Annotated in this window: 16 protein-coding genes and 1 pseudogene; 5 read left to right on the top strand and 12 right to left on the bottom strand. The window is 37.8% G+C overall.

The annotated features are described in order from the left end of the window. Window positions 1–3 precede the first annotated feature (3 nt). The 4 genes and pseudogenes from FBR08_RS03230 to FBR08_RS16850 form a co-directional block, all read right to left on the bottom strand. The gene (locus FBR08_RS03230; RefSeq protein WP_158961388.1) at window positions 4–4,755 is read right to left on the bottom strand and encodes a TIGR02594 family protein; all 4,752 of its coding nucleotides are present in this window, start codon (window positions 4,753–4,755) and stop codon (window positions 4–6) included. A gap of 36 nt (window positions 4,756–4,791) precedes the next feature. Continuing rightward, window positions 4,792–5,568, bottom strand: coding sequence for a hypothetical protein (locus tag FBR08_RS03235; protein WP_158961389.1), 777 nt, complete (start codon window positions 5,566–5,568; stop codon window positions 4,792–4,794). Between the two features lie 5 nt (window positions 5,569–5,573). Then, on the bottom strand, window positions 5,574–7,511 hold the full coding sequence (locus FBR08_RS03240) for a type VI secretion system Vgr family protein (protein WP_233266221.1): 1,938 nt from the start codon (window positions 7,509–7,511) through the stop codon (window positions 5,574–5,576). A gap of 562 nt (window positions 7,512–8,073) precedes the next feature. After that, window positions 8,074–8,265: pseudogene (locus FBR08_RS16850) on the bottom strand (SLC13 family permease); the annotation flags it as partial. Window positions 8,266–8,319: 54 nt separating this feature from the next. Here FBR08_RS16850 and FBR08_RS03250 point away from each other — a divergent pair. Next, window positions 8,320–8,562, top strand: coding sequence for an alpha/beta fold hydrolase (locus FBR08_RS03250; protein ID WP_158961390.1), 243 nt, complete (start codon window positions 8,320–8,322; stop codon window positions 8,560–8,562). 49 nt (window positions 8,563–8,611) lie between these two features. Further along, the gene (locus FBR08_RS03255; RefSeq protein WP_158961391.1) at window positions 8,612–9,259 is read left to right on the top strand and encodes a DUF4272 domain-containing protein; all 648 of its coding nucleotides are present in this window, start codon (window positions 8,612–8,614) and stop codon (window positions 9,257–9,259) included. A gap of 1,014 nt (window positions 9,260–10,273) precedes the next feature. Here the strand turns inward: FBR08_RS03255 and FBR08_RS03260 are convergent. Further along, complete coding sequence (locus tag FBR08_RS03260; protein WP_158961392.1) at window positions 10,274–11,704, bottom strand: RtcB family protein; 1,431 nt, start codon at window positions 11,702–11,704, stop codon at window positions 10,274–10,276. Window positions 11,705–11,745: 41 nt separating this feature from the next. Here FBR08_RS03260 and FBR08_RS03265 point away from each other — a divergent pair, with 41 nt between their 5' ends. Continuing rightward, complete coding sequence (locus FBR08_RS03265) at window positions 11,746–12,330, top strand: hypothetical protein (RefSeq protein ID WP_158961393.1); 585 nt, start codon at window positions 11,746–11,748, stop codon at window positions 12,328–12,330. Here the strand turns inward: FBR08_RS03265 and FBR08_RS03270 are convergent. Both FBR08_RS03270 and FBR08_RS03275 read right to left on the bottom strand, forming a co-directional pair. Continuing rightward, a complete protein-coding gene (locus FBR08_RS03270; protein ID WP_158961394.1) occupies window positions 12,310–13,401 on the bottom strand; it encodes a slipin family protein in 1,092 nt (363 codons plus the stop codon). The two genes, FBR08_RS03265 and FBR08_RS03270, sit on opposite strands and share 21 nt — an antisense overlap. An 802-nt stretch (window positions 13,402–14,203) precedes the next feature. Next, window positions 14,204–14,761 (bottom strand): GNAT family N-acetyltransferase, encoded by a 558-nt coding sequence (locus FBR08_RS03275; RefSeq protein ID WP_158961395.1) that lies wholly within the window; start codon window positions 14,759–14,761, stop codon window positions 14,204–14,206. Between the two features lie 137 nt (window positions 14,762–14,898). Here FBR08_RS03275 and FBR08_RS03280 point away from each other — a divergent pair, with 137 nt between their 5' ends. Further along, window positions 14,899–15,921: a helix-turn-helix transcriptional regulator gene (locus tag FBR08_RS03280; RefSeq protein ID WP_158961396.1), complete on the top strand. Its 1,023-nt coding sequence runs from the start codon at window positions 14,899–14,901 to the stop codon at window positions 15,919–15,921. Window positions 15,922–15,971: 50 nt separating this feature from the next. On the opposite strand, the gene FBR08_RS03285 is transcribed toward FBR08_RS03280, so the two are convergent. Then, window positions 15,972–16,898 (bottom strand): hypothetical protein, encoded by a 927-nt coding sequence (locus FBR08_RS03285; RefSeq protein WP_158961397.1) that lies wholly within the window; start codon window positions 16,896–16,898, stop codon window positions 15,972–15,974. Window positions 16,899–17,065: 167 nt separating this feature from the next. Here FBR08_RS03285 and FBR08_RS03290 point away from each other — a divergent pair, with 167 nt between their 5' ends. Continuing rightward, the gene (locus FBR08_RS03290) at window positions 17,066–17,572 is read left to right on the top strand and encodes a DUF1648 domain-containing protein (protein ID WP_158961398.1); all 507 of its coding nucleotides are present in this window, start codon (window positions 17,066–17,068) and stop codon (window positions 17,570–17,572) included. A 119-nt stretch (window positions 17,573–17,691) separates the two neighbouring features. Here the strand turns inward: FBR08_RS03290 and FBR08_RS03295 are convergent, their stop codons facing one another. The 4 genes from FBR08_RS03295 to FBR08_RS03310 form a co-directional block, all read right to left on the bottom strand. Continuing rightward, complete coding sequence (locus tag FBR08_RS03295) at window positions 17,692–18,996, bottom strand: dihydrolipoamide acetyltransferase family protein (protein WP_158961399.1); 1,305 nt, start codon at window positions 18,994–18,996, stop codon at window positions 17,692–17,694. An 83-nt stretch (window positions 18,997–19,079) separates the two neighbouring features. Further along, window positions 19,080–20,249: a glycosyltransferase family 2 protein gene (locus tag FBR08_RS03300; RefSeq protein ID WP_158961400.1), complete on the bottom strand. Its 1,170-nt coding sequence runs from the start codon at window positions 20,247–20,249 to the stop codon at window positions 19,080–19,082. A gap of 101 nt (window positions 20,250–20,350) precedes the next feature. Then, window positions 20,351–22,033, bottom strand: coding sequence for a tetratricopeptide repeat protein (locus FBR08_RS03305; RefSeq protein WP_158961401.1), 1,683 nt, complete (start codon window positions 22,031–22,033; stop codon window positions 20,351–20,353). Between the two features lie 35 nt (window positions 22,034–22,068). After that, entirely contained in the window at window positions 22,069–23,022 is a 954-nt protein-coding gene (locus FBR08_RS03310) for a PstS family phosphate ABC transporter substrate-binding protein (protein WP_233266226.1), read from the bottom strand. Window positions 23,023–23,052: the final 30 nt, after the last annotated feature.

The following is a 23,052-nucleotide window of genomic DNA, read 5'->3' on the forward strand; positions in this document are numbered from 1 at the left end:
TTATTAATTGGTTTTATTTTTAGATTCTTTTTCCACTGATATTCCGAAAGATGCATTAAAAGATTTATAGTCAAAATCATACCTATCGTCCTCTGTAAGTTTATCACTTTCATTCACTTCATAATCGGAGGGTATGTAATAACCATACAACTTTTTTGTTTTTTTTCGATCAGCATACAATCCATATTCTGCAAAAGCAATCCTATCATCTTGATTTCCACCTAACAGAATATTATTTCCTTCTTTTGTCAAACCATACAAAAAACCAGTATGTCCATTTCTTCCATTGTCAGACATATACACCACAATACACCCATAAATAGGCTCTTCTATTTTTTTATAGCGATTACTTTTATCCCATAAGGGAGCTAATGAAGCGGCTGATGCTACATGAGAATATCCTACGTGTTTAACACACCAATTCATAAAGGCTGCACACCATGGTCCATAAGTACCATCTGTTGGTTCTTTCATATTATCACAATATCTCAAATATGTTTTTGCGTTAAGATACATCGGGTTACTATCTTCGGTACTCCCTTTCATTTCTTTGGCTTTTTCAATAGCGATATACATCCAAGGAGCTCTATAGTTATAAAACTTTTCTTTATCAACGTGATCACAAGCACCTATATATTTACTACAACTTCCCCAACTAAAAACTTCTTGTACTATTTCATCTACTTCCCACACATAGGTTTTGCCATTTTTTAATAATTTCTCCTCTTTTTCTAACATGAATTTAGGATTATTTCTATAGGCATTCCTTTGTTCTTTGATTTCTGAATCAAGAATAACATAATTTGGATTACTTCCATTACCTGCAGTTATAGGTCTAAAAATCATCAAATACAGATCAACTGGTACTTTTAGTTTTGTATAATTCTTCTTCAAAAATTTCTCAACATAATCCATTTGTTCCACGAATGTCATTTTCGCCAAATCATCTTGTGTTGTACCAATATCTTTTGAACCACTTTTACCAAACTGTATTAACCCAACATTTCCTTGTGTATTCTTAATACTTGGATCATATGTTTTATTAGTTTCCGTATAAATTATAGTCATTATATAATTAGCCCACTTGATTTTATCCTCTTCTCCCCACAACCTTCCTGCTACTTCTATCACCTTTTTACGTTCTTCACAGCTTTTTAAATACATTCCAAAATAAAGTTGTTTGCATATACAATCCTTACGATGCGCTGATTCTGAATTTCCACTTTCCACCTTCACTGGTACCCGCTTTTTATTTCGATTCTGTACCTCATTGTATATCGGATTAACCGCGAGTTTTAGCTGTTGAAAGTAGTTCTTTACGCCTTTTCTTCCTTCGCTCATCTTGGCGTTGTTGCGTGCTATTCGCGCGTTGTAGGCTGATAGCGTTTGTATCTCCTGATCGATTGCCTTGATTTCACGGTCCAATTGTTCGTAAATTTGAATAAAAGGAGCATATTTTTTTCTGAACTCATCACCTCTATCATTCATCCCTTCTATAGCATTTGCCATATACTTCTGATTGAGTTCTTGCTTGCGTTTCTTTTCCGCTTTCTTTTTCTTTAGATTTGCAATATACTGGGCTTTATCCTCCTCTTCTAATTCAATAATGCTACTGTCATTTTGGCTTTTAACTCCTAAGTTTTCAGGATACATCATCCTAAATTTAAGCTTACTGCTATTGCTATACGTACTCCTTTTTTGAGCGGGTTGTCCCTTCAAGCGATTAAACTCTTTTTGGTCTTCTTTCTTCCATTTATATAGGATAAAATAAAACAACCGAGGATTTTTCTCATTGCCTTTATCTTGCACATGGGTAGATGATCCATACGCAGCACTAGAGGTAGGGAGTTGAATATAATTGACAATTTCCGTTTCATGAGCCACTATATTGTAACACTCAATAAATTTGTCGTCTCCTTTTTTATTCTCATAGAGGTGGATTTCGTAAATCGTCTGATCTATTTCATTTTCAAATCCTTTATAGAGCTGAAGGGCAATAGAAGTCTGATCGGTATACTGAACAATCGCATCTAAAGCTTTCTTATCCTTATCGACAAATTTCCCAACACCATGTGGTTGTTCAGCCAAAATAGCATAGGTCCCTGAAGCTATACTTTGATTGGGAAATACATGCCCTTTTCGAAACTCACTATGGTATACTTCTTCGTTTTGATTCTCACAAGGCACTTCTACCTCGGAAAGGGTAAAGTAAAAATTAAAAATTTCTTCTTTTGTTTGTTTACTACCCACTACTTCAACCAATTTTTTCCAAAAATCAGTACCTTCTCCTATCGTTCTATTTAGTACCCCTTTGCTGTCGAAAGTAACTTCTTGGCTATAAATTAAGTGATGTCGCTCTTTTTCGATGGTTGCTGCTGCCTTACTGTGCTTTAAGATTGTTCCACCGTTTGTACGATTGTCCCACCAAATATGGAGCTTCCCTTTTTTATTGGTCCATCCCTCTACCGTTGCAGTGATACCAAAATTCTGTTTATATCCAATCCTCGTTGTTTTGTGTTTGCCATCGTGAAAAAACCACTGTTTTATACGTCCCTTCCTGCTGTTTAAAACGACCTCAACGGGAGTATCCTGCCCCAACTGAACGCTCAAAAAATACATCCCTTCGCTGCACAAAGTCAAGTCTAAGGTAGCCGTACTTGCAGTAAAGTAAACAGGAGTAATTCCTATTTTTTTTGTTATCTCTCTGCTTAGTTTTATTTCGCCTTCGGTTTGATTAGAACCTTTTCCCAAATACGATAGGCTATAAAGTAACAAAGGATCTTTTTTACTTTTATTCGCATGGATATAAACTAGGGCTTCTTCATTGGAGGCATGGAAATTCAACGCACTCGTATTCGAAGTAGGTGCTACAGCCTCATAAACATAATCTAAAGGCGTACCGATATGAACTACAACACGCTGATTGACAAAGACAGTATAATTTTCGCCTTCTTCTTTTGCCACAGCATGCTGTACTGTTACGCCTTCTATTTTATTGTCGATTACTTCAATCTGCTTCTGCACCTTCTCTTGGTCAAAAAATAGGCGACTTCCATAGAGGCATTGTAGGGCATACTTTCCTAACTCTCTAAAAACAAATATTCCTGTCTCTCCCACTTTTTCCTCTCCATACGTTCTTCCTTGAGGACTTATAATTCTCCATCTTATTTTAGTTGTATCTACTGTATTTCCATTCTTTAAAATTGCCTGATAACTAGCTTGGGTTCCACGACGAATACGTCCTTCCACTTGTTTAATATCAATCACTTTGTTTTCTAACACTTCCATTGATTGACGAAACGCAGTCAATTCCTGTCCGTCTTGTAGTATTTTAATCGTAAACAAACCCGAATTTACACAGGTAAACTTCGCCTCTAATTTATTGGCAGTCTGTGTGTAGCGTTTACTGTTCACCATTGATTCGATAGAAGAATCGCGATAACTATACAGTATAGATTCCTGCCCCGTTATTGATACGGATGCTATTGTTATAGTCAGACTTCTCAACGTTGTTGAGGATAAAGGAAGGTTGCTAATCACGGTAATTGTTACCTCATTTCCAATAAAAATCTCCTGATTGATTCCCTTTACACTAAGGGCAGTGATACTCGCTTGATCTACTACTTCGATATAAAAATACTGGTCTTTATAGTAAGCCCATTCCTTACCTGCTTCTTTCTCACGGGAACTTGCATCTATAATATAGCGTCCACTTTTGGCAAAGGCGAAACCAAACGGATTAGTGACTCGTTTAAAGGCTTTATACACGACTTTATTTTGGTCAGCTAGCTGTAATTTATAGGTTTTTGACGAAGAACTTTTCGCCCCTGTAAATACATCTTCTGAAAGAATTTCTGTAATTCCCCAACTGATATTATTTCCTCTTCTTTTGTGTTTATCCGCTGTATTGACGGTTACTGTTGCTCTAAAATCGACAAACTGACCTTTCAACACATAGAAAGCGCGGGTATTACCTTCGCTTTGAGGGGTTAGGATAATATCCTCACTTGCTATATATTCTAGTTTAGACACATCACTAACATATTCTTCTGGATATTTTTGTTCTTCTGATGGGAGTTCTTCATAACTCAGCATGGCATTGATCGCACTCATATCAACAAAAGCATCCTCTACTTCTTGTACGTCCTCACCGTCTATATCTACAGTTTGACCATGGGTCATAATTGTCAATGTCCCTCCTATGGCACAGCTCAATGTTCCTAATTCCGTGAGAATATCCTTGCCTCCTACTTCTGGAAATTTGGCATTATTGGGCACTTTCCACTTCCCTTTGGGGGCATAGGTACAAGTTTTATCATTGCCCTTTTTATGACTACATGTGATAAAGGGTGAAACTCCTTCCTTAAACATCACATCTTCAACCGTAGCAATAGGTTTATCTGTTCCTTGATCATTGATGTAGTATTTCTTATGGGTAGTAACCTCTAAAGTTCCCTTAGCCGAAGGATTCCCATCACAGTTACAAGTAGCTCCTTTACAAACCACATATTGTGCTGATATCGTTTCATTAGCGGTATCATTTTCTTGTTTTTCTTCTTGAGTTTGCTCTACACTTGACACAACAGCATCACAGTTATCCTGATCCATTTGAGTTGCATCATTTAGTTCTTCTACCGAGATGATGAGACTTTCTCTTGCTTGTGTAGCAGTAGATTCTCCTGAGCCTACTGCTTCCTGCTTGTTAGGAGGATCTTGTTCAATTGGTCCGGCTGTTATTTGATTGTCCTTTTTCATAGTCCTTTTTTTTCGTCTAGCTATAGCTAGCCTACTTTATTTTTTTGTTATCGTAAAAGCGGTAGTGCGTATCACATTTTCTCCTTGCTTATAACGCTCGTTTCGAACAAGGCTGACAAGTTCCCGATCGCTATTATACTCACTGTTACAGTGCTCTTCGCCATTCAACTCTTCCTCTACATTTAGCTTCCACTTCTGTTTTAATTGTTCTAATTCAGCTGCAGTTTTCTTTACACTTTCTTGTATTGTTCTCCCATTTTTTGTTTGTTCTATCTGATAGCTAGAATGGAGACTCCCTACTTTTGTGTAGGCCCCAGTAGCATCGTTTTTGACATACTCTCCTAGATTGTGCTTGATCCAGTGATAAAAAAACGGGTCCTGTTCAATTTTCCTTATCAATTGCGGTTCGCTTTTAACCAGTTGATCTAATTGGGCGATTAATCCCTGAATACGCGTACCTTCATATCGCTGCGCCAGTTTAAATTGTAATGTGGTTGTCCAATAGTCCTGAATCTCTTTTAAATTGACAATCTTCTTTATTTCTCCATCGTTGTTTATCAAAAGATGTAACTCCTTCCAAAGGGAACTCGTCAACTGTAACACTTCCATATAAGGATTATCGACTACTGGAAATACAATTTGAGGTGTTCGCTTAATGATATAATGAGTATTGAGCCAACCGTCTACTTTTTTAATTTCCGTAGCATAGCGAATTTCTTGTTGTTTATCACCGTTGACAATCTTAATCACAACATCATACTCTACTCGTGTATTTAAAAACGAAAAACTCAGGTACTTCTTCTTCCCTTCCATAAGCCTTAAAACATTTTTACTTTTTTAGTACTGAGCATTTCTACTTCACAACTCGAAGACAACTGCAGATTATCTCTTGTTGCTTCTATACGGCCTACCTGACTTGTAACAAAGTACTCTTTGGTTTTTATATTGGTCTGAGTGCTAATCTGAGTATAATTATTTTTGGCTGTTAGGCTAAACGTTTCTCCTGCCATCTGATCGATATTTTGTTCTGCTTGTATGCGAATATTCCCACCGGCATGAGCTACAATATTTTCACTGGCTTGAAGTTGGATGTTTCTCGCTGTAAGCAGGATATTTTCTGGTGCGGATACGGTGATACTTTTTCCAGTTGTATCCAATACAATGTAGTTTCCACTAGCATCAAAGATCTCGATGGATTTCTCTTCTGTAAACTTAAGGGTATGACCACTGCGGGTTTGGATACTCTTAATTTGGTTGTTTACACCTCCTCCAGCTGCGTTTTCTCCGTAAAATAAACTCCCCATCACAAACGGACGATCGGGGTGATTACCCACAAAACTCACCATTACTTGATCGCCTTTTTCGGGTATAAAAACCATACCGCGATTCTTTTTTACTTGATCACTACTTCCTGCATCTCCACTCATTACCCGAATGAAGTCGGTGTATTGACTCGTGTCTTGCCAGCCAAACTGTACCTGTACGCGTCCTTTCCCCTCGGGATCTTCATTGCTGACTACCGTACCGATATGTTGTTCTACCATAGGAGATTTAAAAACAGAAGGAGGTATATACCCCGTTTGCGCATCAACTGCTTTAAACTCGCCTTTATATTGACCTAAAGCATCAACCCTGTGTTCTATATCCGTAATAATTACAGTTGTAAAATGACTACTCCCTTTTTTATTGGGTTGTAGCATATTCAACTCAACCACACAACCGGGGTATAAGAAGGGAATCGTCGTAACTCCTGTAATGACAAACACTTGAATCCCTTCACCGCCAATTACACCGCGTTGAGCGTATAAAACATCTTGATCGCTAGGGGACTTTAGCGGGACTTGCTGTAGAGAAGGCGCTTTGAAAATTTCTTTGGATCGCGCATAAGAAGCCTGGGCCAAGGTGCCTTTTACCCCTAAATCTGTTGCACTAGCTGCCCGTAAATGTTCATGGTTAAAACTGTTATACCCATAGAGATTGCGATTGACATGACGCCCTTGCATGCGTATTTCTACCTGACTAACATCGCGTCCATATACCAATGAAATGGGTTTTTCTCCATGGGGTAATTCTCCAAAATGAAGAACCTCCCCATCATAAAAAAATTGTTCCCCATGCATAGCCGCTAAACGCGCTAAATAATTATAGGCGGTTTCATTGTACTGACAACTGTAGGAAACAGTCATTGCACGAGACAATTTTATGCTAGACTGAAACAGGTGATTCTGATGATAGCCCTGGTCGAGAATCTTATGGACAATATAATCCAACGGGTCAGGAGCACTTCCTCCAAAACTCTGAATATGAAGGGCCTGATCCAAAAGAATGGTCGGGCTATTGCCTTTTAAAACCAAATACCCCTCACTACCATGCCCTTGTTCAAAGCTTACTTGAGTAATAACCCCTGAAAAAAAACGCTCCGGTTTATCTAGTAGATTCTTATAGCGCATAGAAACCAAGAGGCGTTTACCCAATAGTTTTTGAGCTTCTTCCATGCGGTAGGTCTCTTTAACTCCTAAGCAATCGTGACTAAACGATACTGCAAATGCATGATGCATTTGAGTACTTTGTTTGAGCTCAAAACTCTTATAGTGAATCAACTCTTTCCCCTCGGCCATAAACTTGACATCTACTAATTGATTCACCCCAGGTATATAGTGTTTGGCAATGGCTACGGCATTACTCTGTTGGTTTGCAGCAGAAAAAAAAGGAGTTCTGTCTGTTGCCCCGGTATAAGTTGAAAATATATCCTTCATTGGCTATTGTGTATTGAATGATTAATAAAAACAAGAATGAAACAACGCGGATACACCTCACACAGCTTAACCTTTGACCTACCCGCTGATTCTATACAAAGAGTGGTGGCACTGTTTGCTTTTGATAAAAGTTCCAACCACCTGATTCTGAATTTCAATTTTATTGATTAATAAAAATGCACGGTTAAAAAATAGTATACCAGAGAACACACGTTGCCTTTTGTTAAAGGAACAACAAGCACAAGCCAGGTACAACGATTTTGGTTGCCCCTGCTTATTTTAGCCTCAAACCTAGAATTATAAGCCTTATGAAAATGATCTGCTAACGACTACCAGCAAGAATTAAACCGAACCTATAACCCCAAATACCTTATATGTGATTTGAGCATGTAATTACAATCCTTTCTTCGTTTTTTGATGGAAATATTTTTAGGCTATGCCTCTAACCCAATAAGGTTAAAGCTAAAGTCTTTCATCTAATTCGATTAGATAAAGAAAAAAGCGCAAGGAATAGAATCCCTTGCGCTTTGCGTTCTTATCTACTATAATAGGAATTTCCTATTTACTTTAAATACTCAAAAAAATCAGTGAATTCTTGTAAGAATAATACCCATAGGATAATAACAATCGTTCCCACAAAAGCACCGAACATTCCCCCTAATCTAAAATCCTTTTGTTTGAGCATTCCCGTACCGAATACAATGGCATTAGGAGGTGTTGATACAGGTAAAAATAACCCACAAGACGCACAAAGCTATTGGTCATTTCCAACGCTTAATTCACAAAAGAAACATCTAGTCCTTTCACTTTGGATGCATATTTTTTTACAATAGCCCATCAGAATCCCGCTAATAAAATAACGGCGAGTATTCCATGTCCTGTAATAATTATACATGGAACAATTGATCCTATTTTCCCCCAAGCACATGGTTTGGATTTACACACCGCTATTCCTCAATCGAAATTGGTATTAATCGAACAGATGGGACACGATTTACATCCTGCTAGATACTCAATACTATTAGATGCATTTATCCAAAATCAGGGGTAAATAACCGTCTTATTTCTTTTACCTTTACCTCAAACAAAAAATAACTGTTATGAATCTAACGGAAGAACAGCGTATCGCAATCAAAGAGGCTAATATTGCGCGTATTGCAAAAAAGAATTACCGCTATATTGATTGGTTGCCCATTTTAGAAAATCCGAATATGCGCAGTCAAGAAGCGTTGATTGGACGTATGTCTGTGATGAATGCGTTGATTAACATCTCTTTTGAAGCTCCTGTAGACGTGGTTCAACAATGGATTGAAGACCAAAACTTAACTGCACACTTATCCACTTGGGAAAAAGAAGTTTTAACCAAAACACAAGCGGATTTGGATCAATATGAAATCAATACCCTACGTTGGTATTTGGAAGGATTATGGGCCTTGATGTGGGCAGCGAAAATGATTCCTCATTTAGATGAAACCGAATGGAACGACGAGTCGATGGCTACGATGTTACCGAATCTGGAAGAAGGAGAAGACAACAGCCGATTGAATCAAATTACAATTAGTCGAACAGTTGAAGATATTTATACCCAACTTGATTATTACTACCGCTTGCATTGGTATTGCGTGGATGAACGCCTCCAAGGTAAAGAAGCAGTTATTAATGAAGGGATTGTGTACGAACGCCGTCGTGCTTTCGAGTGGTTAATTAATCAAGAAACCGATTGGGATGCAATTGAAATGGGGACTTAACAGTTTACGGTTTACGGTTAACTGTTAACAGTGCCCTGCAAACCGCAAACTGTAAACCTTTAAATTTGCTTTTTCGTTTTTTCGCAAGTTGCTTTTTCGCCAGATTATCGATTAAAGAATATATGTATTCTTAAATCAAAAAATTAACCGATACCCCATAACTGATAACTATTTTGGACACACAGTATGTCCTCGACGCAAGGAGAGGACGCATCCGTTACTCAAAGCTTTCGATTAGAGAACAATTTACCTATTCAGAAAACGCAAACCGTAAACCTTTAAATTTGCTTTTTCGTTTTTTCGCAAGTTGCTTTTTCGCCAGATTATCGATTAAAGAATATATGTATCCTTAAATCAAAAAATTAACCGATACCCCATAACTGATAACTATTTTGGACACACAGTATGTCCTCGACGCAAGGAGAGGACGCATCCGTTACTCAAAGCTTTCGATTAGAGAACAATTTACCTATTCAGAAAACGCAAACCGCAAACCGTAAACCGTAAACTGTAAACCGCAAACCGTAAACCTTTAAATTTGCTTTTTCGTTTTTTCGCAAGTTGCTTTTTCGCCAGATTATCGATTAAAGAATATATGTATTCTTAAATCAAAAAATTAACCGATACCCCATAACTGATTACTATTTTGGACACACAGTATGTCCTCGACGCAAGGAGAGGACGCATCCGTTACTCAAAGCTTTCGATTAGAGAACAATTTACCTATTCAGAAAACGCAAACCGCAAACCGTAAACCGTAAACTGTAAACCGCAAACCGTAAACCTTTAAATTTGCTTTTTCGTTTTTTCGCAAGTTGCTTTTTCGCCAGATTATCGATTAAAGAATATATGTATTCTTAAATCAAAAAATTAACCGATACCCCATAACTGATTACTATTTTGGACACACAGTATGTCCTCGACGCAAGGAGAGGACGCATCCGTTACTCAAAGCTTTCGATTAGAGAACAATTTACCTATTCAGAAAACGCAAACCGTTAACCGTCAACCAACTCAATCCTCTCTACTTCCGTCATCGGCCATACGGACGATTTTAGGGGTAAACATCGCTACTACATCGACTAACTCACCTTGAGCGGCCATCACTTGATGAATATCTTTATACGCCATCGGTGCTTCATCTTTTCCAGCTCCGATGAGTTCTACTCCGTGATCTTGTAGAACAGCCTTTATATCGCGTGCTTTTAGCGTTTTAATGGCTTGTGTTCGACTCATTTGTCGACCAGCTCCATGGGAAGCAGAATGCAAGGCTTCCTCTTCTCCTTTTCCTCGAACTAAAAATCCTGGTGCGGTCATGGATCCTGGGATAATTCCCATCACTCCTTTACTGGCTGGTGTTGCTCCTTTACGGTGGACAATCACCTCTTTCCCTTGGTACATTTCCTTCCACGCAAAATTATGGTGGTTCTCAATTTTAGCTAACACTTCTGCTCCAATGGCTTTGGTCAATTTATCGTGAATCACCTCATGACAAGCGGATGCATAATCACCTGCTAAATTCATCAACGTCCAATATTCTTGTCCGGCTTCTGAATTCAGATCCAAGTACGCCAAGTTCTTCGCTTCATGTGGCAACTTACATTGGTCTTTGGCAATTTGGGTATATCGACCAGCAATCATGGCTCCCATTCCTCGGGATCCTGAATGGGTCAGTAGAGCCACATAAGTTCCTTTATCAATATTCAATACCTCATCGCGTTCCAAGAACTCCATCAGTCCCCATTCTACAAAGTGATTTCCCCCTCCAGAAGAACCCAATTGCGCCCATGCTTTATCGTGTAAATTCTTGATAAAAGGGTTCAGGTTAAATTCACCACGGTCTAAAATAGCATGTTGCGCTTTGTATTGTCCCAGGAACCCATGCCCTGCACCAAACTTGGTATGTTTCACCAATTGTTCTTTTAATAGGGCTTCCATTCCGTAGAATTCTATTCCCTTCATATCAAAAATAGACAAGGCCATTCGACATCCAATATCCACCCCAACTCCATAGGGAATAACGGCATTTTCTGTGGCTAAAACCCCTCCAATAGGCAATCCATACCCTTGGTGGGCATCGGGCATCAAGGCTCCAGCAACCGCCACGGGTAATTTTACGGCTACTTCCATCTGACGAATAGCTCCTTCTTCAATATGCTCTGATCCGTAGATACTATAAGCAACGGCTTCTTCTCTCAGTGGGATCACCTCTTCTTCTTCTCGTTGACCAACGCCTTCGATAATAGCAGTGGCTAGTTTTCCAAATATCTTATGGTTGGTGTAATCTTCGGCATTATCCAACACCATTTTGTAATGGGCTAACATTTCTATTTTCGTTAACCCTGTTCGCTTTTTATTTGCCTTTAACGCAATACCTACTAGTTCTGTTTGTGGGTATCCTAAGGCTATTAAATCGTTCCCGTTAATTGGGGTATTCTTTTCCATTTTTTTTGTTTTTTGTTTTTTGCTCGGTGAGATGGTGTGAGGTGACCGTCAACCATCAACTGTCAACCATCAACTGTCAACCATCAACTGTCAACCATCAACTGTCAACCGTCAACCATCAACCGTCAACCGTCAACCGTCAACCATCAACCATCAACCGTCAACCATCAACCGTCAACCATCAACCATCAACCGTCAACCATCAACCGTCAACCATCAACCATCAACCATCAACCATCAACCGTCAACCGTCAACCATCAACCGTCAACCATCAACCATCAACCATCAACCATCAACCATCAACCATCAACCATCAACCATCAACCATCAACCATCAACCATCAACCATCAACCATCAACCGTCAACCATCAACCATCAACCGTCAACCATCAACCGTCAACCGTCAACCGTCAACTGTCAACCGTCAACCGTCAACTGTCAACCATCAACTGTCAATCGTCAACCGTCAACTGTCAACCGTCAACCATCAACCGTCAACCATCAACCGTCAACCATCAACCATCAACCATCAACTGTCAACCGTCAACCATCAACCGTCAACCATCAACTGTCAACTGTCAACCGTCAACCGTTAACGATCAACTACCCAAATACTTCTTTTAATTGTTTCAATACATTTCCACCACCAGACAAACTGATTTCCCCAACTTTATCAGCGATTTTCTCCATGTATTCCATCTCTTTCAATCGCATCAACATATCATTTTCTTCCATCAATTTGGCGGTGTTCAGCAAACTACGGGTAGCCGCTGTTTCTTCTCTTCTCGTAATCATATTGGCTTGTGCTTTTTTCTCTGCAATCAACACCTGATTCATAATCTCTCGAATATCTCCTGGCAAGATGATATCTTTGATACCACAAGCTTTTAAGTCGATTCCCAAAGCGACAAGTTCCGCTTGCACGTCTTCCAAAATAGCTTGGGAAACATTTTCTTTGTTTTCCATCAATTCATCGAAAGATAGGCGACCTACTTTTTGTCTCAACATCAATTGAACGACATTGTACATTTGCTTCTCTACCTCTTTGTTTGCCACATAAGCGATTAACAAATCACGGACTTGATAGACGATGTTGAAATTGATGCGCAATTGTACTTTGTCCTTGGTCAAGATTTCTTGTCCATTCATATCCATCGTTTGTTGACGTACATCCACAACGAGGACTTGCACTTTAATTTCATTTTTCCAATAGCAGTAATCTCCTGCATTCAAAACCCCTTGAAATTGTTCATCGACAAATAGCAATCCCTTTTCATTTGCTCCCACAGTGTACATACGCAAGAAGTTGAGCATATTGCCTTTGGTTCTGATGTTTCTAGCAATCGCAACAGGCACTTCTAAGGTGGTTGTCTGATAGCGTTCAAACGAATAGATTCCATTGTCTTTCCAATAGATATAACGTCCTGCAGCTACTGCCGTATGAAAGATTTTGTTTTTGTACACCAAAACCACTTCGTTATCCATCACATCGACGATTTCTAACATCTCCACTAGCTGCTCATTTTTCAACAACGCATCCATATCTCTACGCATAGGGAATAGTTCGGCTTTGTTATACTCTACCACTTCTTTATTTCCCCATAACCAATACTGACCTGCGGAATGTACTTTTTGCAATTCTCCTTGGTTAAACACTAAGGCTACGTGGTTGGTTTTTACTTGTAACTTTTTCATTTTTATCTTTTTTATTTTTTATGTCATGTGTATAAAAGAACAGCCTCAATTAGGTTTCCCTTGCGGTTGGCGGAAAAAGAAGCAGACTAAAAAATTAGATTATTTGTTTATAGTCTGGAATCCCTCAGCAAGCAAGTGATTCGCCCTATATCATCCCTAATCCTCTTTTGTAGCCTCGCTTGTTTTTACAGGCTTAGGCAAGGTGTTTTGTGCAGTCTTTCTCAAGAGAAAAACAGCTAAAACAGAAACACTAATGGACTGAACTTTTTTTTGGAGGAGATTTTTAGAAGATCTCCAACTTCATCATGATTGCTTTTAAGGCAATTGGTATTCTACTCTAACCAGCTGAGTTATATTGCTACTGCAATAGTAGGATTCGAACCTACGACCCGAATAACAGAATTAAACCACTAGTCATTCACCGAAGCGAATGTGAGGAGTCGAACCTCATTATTCTACACATACAAACAGGATAAGGGGAACGATTGTGCCTTACTTCCGCGCTATACTGAAACGCTTCCAAGGTTTGTATCTTTCGAACAGTACAAAGATGCATACCCATGTCCGCAAGCGAACTGCGTAGATGAAAATATTTTCAAAATAAAACCGTAAACACTGTAAATCAAGGAATTAAAAATTAAAAAAAGAGTATAAAAAAACAACTACGCATAACTATTGCGTAGATAAAGAATAAAAGTAGAATAAATCACCTAAAAAAGTAGACTGTATGGTCTATAAACAAAAAAAAGAGGTGCTTCTTTGGAACAACCTCTTTCGACCTACAGCTTTATAGGGGAAGATATTACAACTGAACCTGCATGATTTGATTGTTGTAATAGCGATGATTAGCTTTGATAAAAGCAGGCATGATGCCAATGGTTGTAAAACCGTGTTTTTGGTACAACGCAATAGCTGCCTTGTTTTCTTCATAAACCTGAAGCCAAATTAATTCTAGTTGACGCTGTTGCTTAGCCCAATCCATCGCCTGACAAACAAGTGCGGTTCCTAAACCACAACCTCTCCATTCCTTTAGCATTCCCATCCCTAAAATAGCGGTATGTTGCAATGCCTTCCTTCCATGTCCGGTTAAGTCGAGATTCCCTATAATCCTTCCTTCATATTCTGCCAACAAAAAAAGCGAATTAGAAGCTGTTTGCAAAGAAGTAATCCAGTGTACTCCTTCTTCTTCTGTTTTCGTAAATTCAGCTGGTTCTAATGGAATGTATTCGCTGTCTTCTAAATACGTTTGTATCAATTGAATTAGAGCCAAAGCATCTTCAGGTTGAGCTTCTCTAATGACCACCTGTTTCTTGTTCTTTAAAAGAACGCATTGGGAATGAAAGTTGGGTTTTATCGTCATGGATGATTAGTTTGAATCCTAAAGATACAAGTTTAAATGATAGGACTCTCCCTTGCTAAAAAAAACAACTACGCATAACTATTGCGTACTTCTGTGCATTTTGCGTATTTTTGAAGGACTATTACAAGTAAAATCTCATGGCAACAAACAAACTAGCGCTTTTGCGTTACCGCATTATTGATGAATGTTTACAGAATCGATTCAGAAAATGGACCTTGAACGACCTAATTGAAAAGGTGGCCGATGGGTTATATGAATACGAAGGCATAGATACGGGAATTAGCAAGCGCACGATTCAATCGGATATTCAGAGTATGCGCAGTGATAGTTTGGGCTATAATGCGCCTATTGTTGTGGTAGATCGAAAGTACTATACCTATGAAGATCCGCAGTACAGCATAAAAAACTCACCGATCAATGAGGCGGATATGGAAAAGCTCAAAGAAGTGGTTTCAATTTTAAAACACCTCAATGGATTTAGCCAGGTAGATGAAATGAGTGAGGTGATTGCCAAACTAGACAATAGTTTGCTAACGCGCAGTACACAAGCCCCGAACTACATTCAGATGGAGGGCAACCCATTGTTGAAGGGAATTAAGTTCATTAGCCCGCTATACGAAGCGATAAAGAGCAAGCAAACCTTATTGATCGAATACAAATCATTCAAGTCCAAAGAGGCTTCTAAACAGTTCTATTATCCGTATTTACTCAAGGAATACCGCAACCGTTGGTTTTTGGTTACTAGAGCGAGTAAAGGGCGTCATTTACTCACCTTGGCCTTAGACCGCATCGTCAATGTTTATTCCATTGCCAATGAACCGTACAAAGCATACCAAGGGGTTGATTTTGATCGTTACTTTGAAGATACTTTAGGTGTAACCAAAACAGAACAAGACCGCGCACAAAAAGTAATCCTCTGGGTGAATCAGTACCATGCCCCTTATGTCAAAACAAAACCCCTACACAGCTCTCAAGTGGTGTTAGAAGAAAATGAAAAGGGAATGAAAATTCGCTTGGATGTGGTGCTTAACTTTGAACTAGAGCGCGAAATACTGGGCTTTGGGGAAGCCATCGTCGTTCTTTCTCCCCGTCATCTGCAACGACAGATTGCCAAACGCGTGGAGAAAATGCATCAACATTATTTGAAAGAAGAGCTCTAAAAGAGGATTGGCACAAACAAAGAAAGAAGCCTTAAAAGGGCTTCTTTCGCTTACATTATTTTTTGAAACTCTTTGATTTTCCTTTCCCCTTCTTTAGATAGTCCTAAATCTTCAATTTCCAAACTCAAGGTTATTAACTCTTTTCGATGTGATAATTCGGCTATCATTTTGGTCCCCATAGTAAAAAAAGTATAACTACCCTTATCCAAAGGGGTTGTCTTCATTTTTTTATACATCAAATCCAAGATCTCCTTGTCTTCTTTACCCCTCAAATGATTCAATAATCGAATATCTATGTCATCTAATTCTTTTTTACTAAAAACAAGTGGACGTAATTCTTTGTTCTGCTCACTACTTAAAGGATAAGGATTAGCAACTAGTTTGCGTTCAGGAGTATCCTCCAATTTTTCATTGAGTAAATCAAAAGTACCATCCCAACGCGTTAATGGTTCTTTGATGCACTCTACCATCCAATCAACATATTGCTGTTCTTGAATCGCTTTATCCGAATTATCCAATATAGTTTGTAAATCGACTAGTTTCTTCTTGTACAGTAGGTACTCCTCTGCCTTTAGTTCTCTTGCCCCATACGACCAGGCATAAGTCCAATAAAAATTTTCTTTTCCATCTTTATTCAGAAAAAGTAACACTTCTTGTCCTTCTGTAAAATCAAAAGGTTCAGGACACATCATTCCACGATAATGTGCAATGCAAATCTCCGTTTCTTTGACTTCTCCCTTTATCTCCTCTCTTACTAAGAGTTGAACCATTGAATTATACATTTGAGGTGGAGGTGGAGGTTTCGTTGGATCTGAATCTTCCTTTACTTCAATAAATCCAACCACTTTGCCATACACCACATGATCTGCTGCTTTATATACATCACTTAGCGTTCGTGGAAAAATGGGATAAGCTTGTAAAGAAGTACACGTTCCCATACTAAACAAAAACAGTAAAAAAGGTAAAAAATGTTTCATCTGCTGAATTAAAAATATACTTCTCCTATTTGTTTATCTAATATACTATAGATTCTTGTATTTAAAATTATTTATTTTTCTAAAGCAACACAATAATATTAAATTTTATTTAAACTTAACTTAATTTTATTATATTTGATTTTAACTTTATTAAACAAACAACCCAAATGAATCAAAGACCTGTACTTAAAATTACCCCTACTCCTATCGATCGTTGCCTCGATGGAATGAATATTCTAATACTACTGGCTTTTGTAGGAGTTACTGCCTTTTACTACAATCAGTTACCCGAAACCATCCCGACCCACTTTAATGCAGCAGGAGAGCCAGATGCTTATGGAGATAAAGCTGCGCTCTTTTTATTGGTGGGAATAGGTGTTTTCGTTTTTGCTTTATTGCGTTACTTTCAGAATAAACCCCATCTATATAATTATCCAACGGAAATAACAGAAGAAAATGCAGCAGTGTATTATACCAAAGCCACGCGTATGATGCGTGTTTTAAACCTAACCACACTCATCATTCTGTTCTACCTTCAGTTCCAAACCATTCAAACCGCTCTAGGAAATGCAGAAGGGTTAGGTACCTATTTTATTGTCATTGTCATACTAGCCGGATTTCTTCCTTTGCTTTTCTTACTTCCTTCAAAAAAGAAACAACGTATAGTCAAATGATAAATAGTCAAAAGGTAAAAGCCAAAACATCTAATACAAAAAAAGGGACCGTCACTTAGACAATCCCTTTTATATTTATATCGCTACCGTGAATTGTAAACCGTTCACCGTAAACCAAACTAGATTTCTCTATTAATATCCCAAGCTTCTAAAATGTCAGCTACACGCTTCACAAATGAACCTCCTAATGCTCCATCTACTACACGGTGATCATAACTGTGTGACAAGAACATTTTTTGACGGATACCGATGAAGTCTCCTTCTGGTGTTTCAATAACCGCTGGTACTTTTCTAATAGCTCCTAAAGCTAAAATACCCACTTGTGGTTGGTTGATGATTGGCGTACCAAAAACACTTCCAAACGTACCCACGTTTGTTACAGTATACGTTCCACCTTGTGTATCATCTGGTTTTAATTTACCTGCTTTTGCACGGTTCCCTAGGTCGTTTACCGCTTTTGCCATGCCAACTAAGTTCAATTGATCTGCGTTTTTAATTACAGGTACAATTAAGTTTCCGTTTGGTAAGGCTGCTGCCATTCCTAAGTTGATATTCTTTTTCTTGATGATGAAATCTCCATCAACAGAAATATTCATTCCTGGGAAATCTTTTAACGCTTTAGCAACTGCTTCCATGAAGATTGGCGTGAACGTCAATTTTTCACCCTCTCTTTTCTCGAAAGAATTTTTAACTTTATTTCTCCAGTTTACGATATTCGTCACGTCTACTTCGATAAACGATTGTACGTGCGCTGAAGTTTGAAGTGATTGTACCATGTATCCTGAAATCAGTTTACGCATACGATCCATTTCCACAATCTCATCTCCACCGTTAACAGACACAGGAACTGCTTTAGCTGCTGTTGCAGGAGCTGCTGCTGGTTTTGCTACTTCCACTTTAGCAACTGGTGCAGCTACAGCTTGTGGTTGAGCACCTCTTGTCTCAACATAAGCTAAAATATCGTTTTTAGTCACTCGTCCTTCTTTTCCTGTTCCTTGGATAGCTTCCAATTCACTCAAAGATATTCCTTCTTCTTTTGCGATATTTTTAACTAAAGGTGAAAAGAATTTCTCCGATGCTGAAAAATCTACTGGTGCAGCAACGTCTTGTGCTACTTGTACGGTTTGTTCTACTGCTGCAGTTGGTGTTGCTGTAGCAGCTGGAGTTGAAGCTACTTCGCCTCCTTCTGTTTCAATAATAGCGATTGTTTGTCCTACTTGAACAACATCGTCTACTTGAAATAATATTTCAACCAAAGTTCCCTCGACTTCTGATGGAACTTCACTGTCAACTTTATCCGTTGCGATTTCTAATACTGTCTCATCAGCCTCAATGCGATCCCCTACATTCTTCAACCAGTTTGTAATGGTTGCTTCCGCAACACTTTCTCCCATTTTGGGTAATTTCAATTCGAACTTTGCCATATTTATAACCTAAGGTTGTGTTTCTTAATTCAGATTACAAATTTAATAATATTTCGGACTTTTTCCACGTAAAGATAAAATTATCATTCTTCTAAAATTATCACGGATCCTTTACTATTACTATCATTACTACCAATCAAAAACAAAGAATTCACAGGTTTAATTTTATAAATTATTTCTGATCTATAATTTTTATGCATAAAGGTAATGATCTCTTTATTAGTTAAATAATCGCCATCAAAGATAATTTCTACTAAATAGTCATTTTCTTTTGCTTTTTGATCTATTTCACCTTGTAATTGAGCTAGACTGTCCACCTGAATAATCGCCTTTTGCAGGGCTGCTTCAATCTGTTGCTTTAACCTTGAACTATTGCTAACCACTAAAGTCGAACTGACAACTTCTAAGTTTGGACTTTTTGTTCTTTGTTTGGCAAATAGAAAAGTGAATGCAATTAAACGCATGGCAAATTCAAAGATGTATGATTTACGAAAGTGCTTTTCATAAAATATTTGTGTACCTCGATGAAATCGCTTTACGTATTCAAGATCTTTTACTGTGCTTTCTCCTTTGTAATGAATAATCATTGTATCCGCTAAATAATAATTTTCATATCCCGCTTTCAAGCTAGAATAAGACAAATCGGTATCTTCGACGTACATAAAAAATCGCTCATCAAATCCTCCTAATTCTAAATATAAAGCACGAGGCATAAACATAAAGGCCCCCACCAATATCTCAACAGCTCCATTTTGGTGTTGAGGCAAATGGGAAGCGTAATAGCCATTTGCAAAGGTACTCGTCGGAAATAGCTTATATAAGCCCGTTACCTTCATTAAAGAGCGCCAATAGGTTGGAATCCCTCTTTTTGACTCGGGTAAAAAACCACCGCGACCATCAATTAATTGACAACCGACAATTCCCAATCGTTCTTTGTGCTCAAAAAGTGCTAAAAGCTGTTCGAATGTATCTTCTGCAACAACAGTATCGGGATTAAGAATACAGATGTATTTGCCTTTGGCGTGTTTTACTCCGATATTATTTCCCTTGGGAAAACCTAAGTTATCCTGATTTTCAAAATAAAGAACCTCCGGAAAAATGTCGTGCATCATAGCAGCACTACTATCCTGAGAATTATTATCTACTACTATAATCTCTGCATCAATTGCCTTTATTGCAGATTGGACAGATTTAATACATTGTTCTAAAAAATAGCGAACATTATAATTTAAAATAATAATAGATAGTTGCATCCGGCAAATATAGTAGGATTAGGAAAACTACAATAGAAATTGCATAAAAAAAAGGCTGAATACCTTAGATATTCAGCCTTTTACTTCTTTTATATAATTTATTATCCTTTTTGAATCGCTTCCATTGTTTTTTTAGCAAAACTATTCGATGGATCTAAATTTAATACTTTTTTAAATTCCTCTACAGCTTCCTTATTTCTATTTTTATTTGCATAATAAGTAGCTATTGACGTATGTGCCTCGATTACTTGCTCTTTATTTGAAGTGTTTTTCAATTCATTCTTCTCTGTTAACACTTTCAAGAACCCTTGGTATGATTCAAACATTCGATCATAAGCATCTACGTGATCGATGTAGCGATTTGCACGTGCTCTATAGAAATACGCTTCTTGTGTTAGTGGCGATGCTTCGATTGTTTTTGCTAAATATTCATCTGCTTTTTTCAATAAATCCTCACTGTCCGGACGATCTGTTGACCCTAATAAGTAATAAGAATACCCAACATAATAGTTATCGTAAATATAACCAGACGATTCTTTAACCTCTGCAGAGATGCTCAAAATATCAATTACCTCTTGGTATTTTTTTGCTCTAAACAAATCCAACCCATAACGATTGAATTCACCCGCAATAGCAATTTCTACATTCACTGCATCTTTCAGGTGATTTAGTCCTTTGTGGTATAGTTCTTTGTTTGCTCCGTCATTTGACAATCCAATTTCAGACAAACCTAAATACATATAATCTCTACCAATAGCGTTTAAGCTTTTTGATTCTTTCAAGTACACTTTTAAGAATTTATCCAAAGCATCCGCACTCACTTGATAATTTTTATTTTCGTAAGCTGCATAGCCTAAATATCTATGGATACGTGGGTTTACACCTTTGATATCTTTCATTTGCATGGCTACACGCTCTAATTCAGGGTAGTTTTCTGTTAAAACCAAGAAATCCGCATAACGCATTTGAGAATCAATTGAGTTGTCTGTTGCCTTGATAAACTTTTTGTAGTTTTCTCCTGCTTTCGCAATCAATTCTTTTTCTTTTGGTGCGTTTGCTTTAGACCACATATATGAAATTTCAGCAATTTCTCTATAAGCTGGAGCATAATCAGGGGTTGTAGCTAAGATTTCCTCACACGCTTTGATTGCATCAGCATAAGCTCTTGCGCGCTTTGTAATCATAGCCATTTGCAATTTAGCTTCAACTAATGTATTATCTAAATCGTATGCATTTCTAAATGATGCAAATGCGTCATTTAAATTTTTCTGTTCTAAGAATGAACGACCTAAAAGCAAATGCCCCATTGGGTTGTTGTAATCTTTCGCTACAACATCAGCTGCGATAGTTTGTGCTGCTTTTGCATCTGGCATTTTTGAGTTCAAATAAGCCGCCGCAATCAACAACTGCTCACTGTAATCTTTCTTTCTAATCTCTTTTTCAGCCTTGTTGAAATTAGTAACTGCCTCAGCTGCGCGATTGTTATCTAATTCAATTTGACCTAAACCGATATAGTTTAATGAACCTTTTGATTTCGCTAAAAGCCCTTTATCGAAATAATAACGTGCTGAATCAGATTGGTCTTCTTTTAAGAATACATCTCCTAAATAGTAGTAGTTAATTCCGTCTGCTGGCTTTTTACCAATTAAATCTTTTAAAATCTCTTTAGCCTTATCAAATTGCTCTGCATTGATTGCTGTTTTTGCTTCATTTATACTTTGAGCAAAAGCAAAAGAACTACTTAAAGCTAAAGTTAACAATGAAATAGAATACTTTTTATTCATAATATATCGTTATTGTTTTATAAGTATGTGGTTTATTATTTAATCTCTTTTGTTACGACAATTTCTCTTGGTGGTGTATTAAATGGAAACAAGCCCGATTTTAATACAATACGCTGTCCTTTATATCCAGCAATATACGAAGCAAATCCTGTTCCTAAGCCATTTTTACCTTGCATATCCCAAATGTATAATTTTCGAATTAACGGATAAGTCCCTTCGGCAAGATTGTTCTGACTTGGTTTATAGTATTGCTTATCTGCGTCGTTTTTAACTGCTAATACTTTAACAGCTTCAATATTCTTTTGAATCGCGGCATTGGGTTGTGTCAACCAATTCAATCCAATTACGCCAATCGCTTTTGGGTTTTTGACAACATAGTCAATCACTTCTTCAGTTGTATTGAGAAAATAGGCATAGTCCTTAGGAAAAGAATCGAAGCCTGTTGCTTTTCTAAATGCGGAAGAAACGCTAGAGTTGTAATTATCAAAAACAAGAAAAGAGTCAGCTTCATTCAATCGGCCTTTTTCCAATTGCTTTAAAATAGCGGTATAATCCACGATAGAATCCACGGCCATTTTACTCGTTACAAAAACAATGGCATCACTGGCAAAGTGCGTTTGCTTTGGAGCAACAACTCCTTTATAGTGTTCCAATTCTTCCTCCGTCAACAAACGAGGCATCACAGCTACGCGAATCGAATCGGCAAACAATAAATTGAGCACTTCGCGTTCTGATTTAGGGAGTAGGGTTAGTTTTGCATTTTTATATTCATTTTCAAAAAGAACAGCCACATCTTCAACGATTGGAAAGACAGATTCGTCTACTCCTATTGTTAGCTTGCCGCTTAATAAAGTCTCTTCTTGAGAAACTACTTCTGAATTGGAATCAGCAGTTGTCGTGTTTTTATCTTTACACTGAAAGAACAAACTCGTTGCTACTAAAACACCAGCTAAAATTCCCATTCTAGCAGCGCTTCTTCTTTGAATCATATAAAACAAATTTAGAACAAAACTTAGTTT

The organism is Myroides fluvii, from assembly GCF_009792295.1.
Classification (GTDB): Bacteria; Bacteroidota; Bacteroidia; order Flavobacteriales; family Flavobacteriaceae; genus Flavobacterium; species Flavobacterium fluvii_A.